The sequence below is a fragment of the Methylobacterium sp. E-045 genome, from assembly GCF_022829685.1.
In the GTDB taxonomy this organism is placed as follows: Bacteria; Pseudomonadota; Alphaproteobacteria; order Rhizobiales; family Beijerinckiaceae; genus Methylobacterium.
The window spans coordinates 161,572-168,055 of the sequence record NZ_JAKSYE010000063.1; the positions used below are offsets into that span (position 1 = coordinate 161,572).

At 68.1% G+C, this 6,484-nt stretch carries 5 protein-coding genes; 3 read left to right on the plus strand and 2 right to left on the minus strand.

From position 1 onward, the window contains the following. Positions 1-26: 26 nt before the first annotated feature. The 3 genes from fhcD (at position 27) to MKK51_RS08630 (ending at position 3,380) form a co-directional block, all read left to right on the plus strand. Positions 27-983: a formylmethanofuran--tetrahydromethanopterin N-formyltransferase gene (fhcD, locus tag MKK51_RS08620; protein ID WP_243976358.1), complete on the plus strand. Its 957-nt coding sequence runs from the start codon at positions 27-29 to the stop codon at positions 981-983. After that, the gene (locus MKK51_RS08625) at positions 980-1,780 is read left to right on the plus strand and encodes a formylmethanofuran dehydrogenase subunit C (protein ID WP_243976359.1); all 801 of its coding nucleotides are present in this window, start codon (positions 980-982) and stop codon (positions 1,778-1,780) included. Before fhcD ends, MKK51_RS08625 begins: the two co-directional genes overlap by 4 nt. 772 nt (positions 1,781-2,552) lie before the next feature. Next, complete coding sequence (locus MKK51_RS08630; RefSeq protein WP_243976360.1) at positions 2,553-3,380, plus strand: outer membrane protein; 828 nt, start codon at positions 2,553-2,555, stop codon at positions 3,378-3,380. Positions 3,381-3,631: 251 nt separating this feature from the next. Here MKK51_RS08630 and parE read toward each other — a convergent pair whose 3' ends face one another. Further along, complete coding sequence (gene parE, locus MKK51_RS08635) at positions 3,632-5,722, minus strand: DNA topoisomerase IV subunit B (protein WP_243976361.1); 2,091 nt, start codon at positions 5,720-5,722, stop codon at positions 3,632-3,634. A 209-nt stretch (positions 5,723-5,931) separates the two neighbouring features. After that, complete coding sequence (locus MKK51_RS08640) at positions 5,932-6,252, minus strand: alkaline phosphatase PhoX (RefSeq protein ID WP_243976362.1); 321 nt, start codon at positions 6,250-6,252, stop codon at positions 5,932-5,934. Positions 6,253-6,484 lie beyond the last annotated feature (232 nt).

Genomic DNA, 6,484 nt, shown 5'->3' on the forward strand with positions numbered 1-6,484 from the left:
CGTCGCGTGAGGACGGATGACCAAGCATGACTGACCTCACCCTCAACGGCATCCCGGTGATCGACACCTTCGCCGAGGCGTTCGACGTCGCCGGCACGGCGCTGATCATCACCAACGACACCGCCAAATGGGCGATGATCGCCGCGGTGACCATGACCGGGTTCGCCACCTCGGTGATCGGCTGCGGCGCCGAGGCCGGGATCGATTGCGAACTCTCGCCGGAGGAAACGCCGGACGGCCGCCCCGGCGTGCGGGTGCTGCTGTTCGGCTTCGAGCCGAACGGCCTCAAGGACCAGCTCCTGAAGCGCGTCGGCCAGTGCATCCTCACCTGCCCCGGCACGGCCTGCTATGCGGGCGTCGACGGGCCGCACAAGATCAAGCTCGGTGGCGCGATCCGCTATTTCGGCGACGGGTTCGCGGTGGCCAAGCGCCTGACCGACCCCGTTTCCGGCAAGGCACGGCGCTACTGGCGCGTGCCGGTCATGGACGGCGAGTTCCTGTGCGAGGATTTCGTCCGCGCGGTGGACGGGGCGGTGGGCGGCGGCAACCTGCTGTTCCTCGGTCGCAACCATGCCGAGACCCTCAAGGTCGCCGAGATCGCGGTGGACGCCGCCCGTTCGGTGCCAGACGTGATCCTGCCCTTCCCCGGCGGCATCGTCCGCTCCGGCTCGAAGGTCGGCGCGCGCACCAAGGGCATGATGGCTTCCACCAACGACGCCTATTGCCCGACCCTCAAGGGACGGGCCGGCTCGGAACTCGCGGCCGAGGTCGGCGTGGTGCTCGAGATCGTCATCGACGGCCTCACCTCGCGCTCGGTGGCCGAATCCATGCGCGCTGCGCTCCACGCTTCCACCGAGGCCGGTGCCGCGCACGGGCTCGTGGCGGTGACGGCGGGCAATTACGGCGGCAATCTCGGCCGCCACCATTATCACCTGAAGGACCTGCTCTCGAAGGAGCCGGCGAGCGAGGCTGGAGCGGCATGAGCACCCTCACCCTGCGCCAGGAGCCGCCGGAGCGGCTCGATTTCCTCCACGTGAATCCGCTCTCCCTGAGCGCCCTCTCCGAGACCGAGGCGGCCAGGCTCCCCATCGGCACCAGCCGACGCGGCCTGACCCTCGGCGACGTCTTCACGATCAGCCTCGACGGCTCCGACAGCCTGACCATCGAAGGCGGCTCATCCCGCTTCGACAATGTCGGCGCTTCCCTCAGCGGCGGTTCGGTCCATGTCGTCGGCGATGTCGGTCAGCGCCTCGGCGCCGGCATGGCGTCGGGATCCGTCACGGTCACGGGATCGGCCGGCCCCTATGCCGGATCCGGCGCCAAGGGCGGGACGATCACCATCGAGGGCGATGCCGGCGATCACGCGGGCGGCGCGGTCTATGCCGCCAAGGCGGGGCTCGATGGCGCCACGCTGGTGATCCGCGGATCGGCCGGCGATTACCTCGGTGACCGCATGCGGCGCGGGCTTATCCTGGTCGGCGCCGCGGGCGCCCATGCCGGATCGCGGATGATCGCGGGCACGATCGCCGCCCTCTCGGTGGGCGACCATCCGGGCTACGGCATGCGGCGCGGGACGATCCTCACCGGCGGACACGGTGCCCTAAGCCCGAGCTTCGTCGAGACCGGAACGCACGATCTCGTGTTCCTGCGCCTGCTCGCCCGGTCCCTGCGTGCCCTCAGCCCCGCCCATGCCGACCTCGCCGCCGGGGCGCTCAAGCGCTATTCCGGCGATCTCGCCACCCTCGGCAAGGGTGAACTCTGGGTCACGGCCGGGCGATAGGCCCGGCGATCCCTCCCCGGCGGCGCACGACGCTGTCGGCGAGACGATCAGCGAAGCCTGAAGGTCACGGCTTCGATCGAGGGGGACCGGCCGAACATTGCCGGACGACCCGCCGCCTTGCGCGATAGCGTCCGGCGTCGCCGGTGCGCCGGGCACTCCCGCCGAGCGTCCGGCCGCCGTCACGACGAGGACGACGCTGACCGCCCATGGCAGAGCGGCCATCCCCGCGGTGTGTTTGCCGCCGCATGGCTCGGTCCGGTCTTCAACGGACGACCGGATCACCGGAATCGATTCCGCTGCGACAGGCCCGGCGAATGCCGGGGCGAACGTCAAACCGGCCACAGACGCGCGACCGCGGGACCGCCGGACGCCCTTAACGTCTCGTTGCCTGCATTTGCTTGCCGAACCCTGCCGATAGGCCGAAGCCTTCGTGCCGCCCTCCCCGCAAGCAATCTTCGCATCGCGAGCCAGGACAAAAAGTTGTTCCTAACCGGCATGCTGCAGAATTGTTCCGCTTAATAAATGCTTGCGGGAAGTGGAAACCCGTCGTCGCGGTGGCGTGATCTGGATCACGCCGAGGTGAGCGGACCAGGTGCCGGAAGTGCGCCAGAGCACGTGACTGGTCTCTCGTTCCTCACTTGCGCCTAACCTTTACCCTTCGTTGACGGCTGCCGCTGTATTCGATGAGTGTTGTTGCAGGAATGCGACAGACCTCACGCCCGTCCAAGCCTACAAGCGCTCAGGCTTAATGCCCATCAGGACCAGACACACAATGAAAAGACTGCTTCTCGCTACGACCGTTCTCGCCGGCCTGACCGCTGTCGCTTCGGCCGCCGACCTTCCCCGTCGCGCCGCCCCGCCGGTCTTCGTCCCGGTCCCGGTCTTCACGTGGACGGGCTTCTACGCCGGTATCAACGCCGGTTACGCTTTCGACGCTGGCAAGGAAGGCCCGAACTCCTTCGCCGTGCCGGGCCGCTTCACCGCGACCGGCGTCCCGCAGGTCGCCACGTTCCGCAACGACAGCCAGGACGGCTTCACCGGCGGCGCGCAGATCGGCTACAACTACCAGTTCACCCCGGGTTCGGGCGTGGTCGTCGGTATCGAAGCCGACGCCCAGTACCTCGATTTCGGCGCCAAGCGTCGTGACTCGGGCATCGTTGCCGCTCCGGGCTTCGCCATCAACGACCCGCGCAGCCTCTCCAGCCTCGACTACTTCGGCACCGTCCGCGGTCGTCTCGGCTACGCCTTCGACCGTACCCTCGTGTACGGCACCGGCGGCTTCGCCTACGGCGCCGGCAGCACCGAGCGTAGCTTCGGCGGCTTCCGTGGCAACGACGACTTCCGCACCGGCTACGCCGTCGGCGGTGGTATCGAATACGCTCTCCCCACCGACTCGTTCTTCAACTTCTTCCGCGCTTCCGCTGTGACGCTGAAGGTCGAAGGCCTGTACGTGAACCTCGATCGCGGCAACCGCAACCAGGGTGCCTTCATCATCGACACCACCGACAACTCGGTTGTGCGCTCGGTCAGCACCGGTCGTCGCGACGACGAGTTCGCCGTCGTCCGCGCCGGCCTGAACTACAAGTTCGGCACCTACTAGGATCGTCCATGATCGTCGCGCGGTCCTCATCGAGGATCGCGCGGCATCGGGGTCGTCACTGTGAAAAACCCGGCCTCGCGGCCGGGTTTTTTGCGTTGATCCGCCCCTGCACCTCATCCGTTCTCGGACGTCCGGATCCCACGCGGGACGTGCCGCCTCTGCGGCTTGTCGTTTGAGGGCCCGCTCGCGCGCTTCACCCGTCCGAGGAAGGCAGCGAGCGCGGATCAATCGACTTCGCGCCCCACCCGTCCTCAGATGTCGAGTGTCGCCTCGTCGGCAAAGGCGGCGCGTTCGGAGATGAAGGCGAAACGGGCTTCCGGCTTGTTGCCCATCAGTCGCTCCACGGCATCGCCGGTGGAGTCCCGCGCCTCGTCGAGGACCGCGACGCGCAGGAGCGTGCGCTTCTTGGGGTCCATCGTGGTCTCCTTCAACTGCGCCGGCATCATCTCGCCCAGGCCCTTGAAGCGGCTGATCTCCACCTTGCCGCCCTTGAAGACGGTCTTGATCACCCGATCCTTGTCGGCGTCGTCTCGGGCATAGACCGTCTTGGCGCCATGCTGGAGGCGGTAGAGCGGCGGGATCGCAAGGTAGAGATGGCCCTTGTCGATGAGCTTGGGCATCTGCCGGTAGAAGAAGGTGATCAGCAGCGAGGCGATGTGGGCGCCGTCGACATCCGCGTCTGTCATGATGATGACCTTCTCGTAGCGAAGGTCCTCGCCCTTGTAGCCATTGCCCGTGCCGCAACCGAGGGCCTGGGTCAGGTCGGAGATGAGCTGGTTGGCGCCCATCTTGTCGCGGCTGGCCGAGGCCACGTTGAGGATCTTGCCGCGCAGGGGCAGGATCGCCTGGCTGGCGCGGTCACGTGCCTGCTTGGCCGAGCCGCCGGCGGAATCACCCTCGACGATGAAGATTTCGGAGCCCGCCGTACCGGCCTTCGAGCAATCGGCGAGCTTGCCCGGCAACCGCAGCTTGCGGGTGGCCGATTTGCGCGCGACCTCCTTTTCCTGGCGCCGGCGCAGGCGCTCCTCGGCCCGGTCGATCACCCAGTCGAGGAGCTTGTTGGCCTGGGCCGGGGAGGCGGCGAGCCAATGGTCGAAGGCGTCGCGGATCGCCGTCTCGACGATGCGCGAGGCTTCCACCGTGGCGAGCTTGTCCTTGGTCTGGCCCTGGAATTCCGGCTCGCGGATGAAGACGGAGAGCATCGAGGCGCAGGTCGCCATCACGTCGTCGGTGGTGACGGAGGTCATCCGCTTGGCCTGGCCGACGCGCTCGGCATGCTCGCGCAGGGCACGCAGCAGGGCGACGCGCAGGCCGCTCTCGTGGGTGCCGCCCTCGGCGGTGGGAATCGTGTTGCAGTAGGAGTGCGAGACCCCGTCCTCCACCACCATCCAGGCGACGGCCCATTCGAGGGAGCCGTGGCCGCCGGGCTTCGTCACCTTGCCGGCGAAGACCGCGTCGGTGACGAGCTCCTTGCCGTCGAGGTCGCGGGCGAGATAGTCGCGCAGGCCGCCGGGGAAGCGGTGCACGGTCTCGGCCGGCACGTCGGAGATCCCCTCCAGCAGGGCGGGGGCGCAGCGCCAGCGGATCTCGACGCCGCCGAACAGGTAGGCTTTGGAGCGCGCCATCTTGAACAGCCGGCGCGGATCGAACTTCAGCGCCCCGAAGATCTGCGCATCGGGGTGGAAGCGCACCCGCGTGCCGCGCCGGTTCTGCACCCGGCCCACCGTCTCCAGGGGCCCCTGGACATGGCCCCGCGAAAAGGTCTGGCGATAGAGAACCTGGCTTCGGGCCACCTCGACTTCGAGGATGTCGGACAGGGCGTTGACCACGGAAATGCCGACACCGTGCAGGCCGCCGGAGGTCTCGTAGACCTTCGAGTCGAACTTGCCGCCCGCATGGAGCGTGGTCATGATCACTTCGAGGGCGGATTTGCCCGGAAATTTCGGGTGCGGGTCCACCGGGATGCCGCGACCATTGTCGGTGATGACGAGGTGGCCGGTCTCCTCCAGCTCCACCTCGATGTAGCTGGCATGGCCGGCCACCGCCTCGTCCATGGAATTGTCGATCACCTCGGCGAAGAGGTGGTGGAGGGCGCGCTCGTCGGTGCCGCCGATATACATGCCCGGCCGGCGCCGGACCGGCTCCAGCCCTTCCAGCACCTCGATCGACGATGCGTCGTAGCCGGCTTCCGCCGTATCGACCGGAGCCTTGTCGAGGGGAGCGCGCGCGGCCGAAGCGGCCTTGGCGCCGCGCACGGGCGCCTGACCGCCCGCGAACAGGTCGCTCGGCCGGCCGCCGGCGGGGGCCGGGACGGCCTGACGTGAGGTCTCGCGCTGAGTCATGGGCCAACCATACAGGAACGAAACGGAAACGTGAAGCGATGCCGCCCTCGCCGGCGGGCGCTCTCCCGGTGTTCCTGCACAGCTTGCGCCGATTCCGTTAATGCTGTGTCGCCGGGGTACCGGAAGCGGGGGCTCGGCCACTCCTGGCCCCCTTGGCCGGGGGGCGATCCCGTCGTCCCGTCAGCTCGCGACCCGGCCGCCCCCACGCCTTAGTGATCGTGACGATGGCGGGGCAGCATTCCGTCGATGAGATCCGGCGAGCGGGTGGAGGGCACCTTGAAGGAGGGGGGCAAGGCCTTCGGATCGTCCTCGTCGGCCTTGCCGGGATGCTGCACGGCGACGAAGAAGGTTGTGTCGACCGGGATGAAGGAGGGCCCCCAAATCACGGCGCCGTTGGGCACTTGGAAGAAGGGCTTGCCCGTGCCCCGGCCCTGCCCGTCCCTTTCCATCGCCCGGATGCCGTCGTCGTGTCCGGTCTTCGACGGCGAGTTCCCGTCGAGGGCAACCCGGAGCCGGCCCTGCCCGTCCACCGAGCCATTGTCCGGCGTGCCGAACCAGCGGTCCTTCGTCGTCGTGCCGCGCCTCGATCACCACGTCGGCCCGAGACGCGAACCCGTATGCGGGGGGGGGGGGGCAGCTTTCCCTCGTCGAAGACCCGGGGGCATCCAGGCGCTGCGCCCGTCAGCTCCATGATCAATCGAGCTTGAATCAGATGCGCCACATGGCGGGCGAATGACCCCGCCAATTCGGAACCAACCCTGA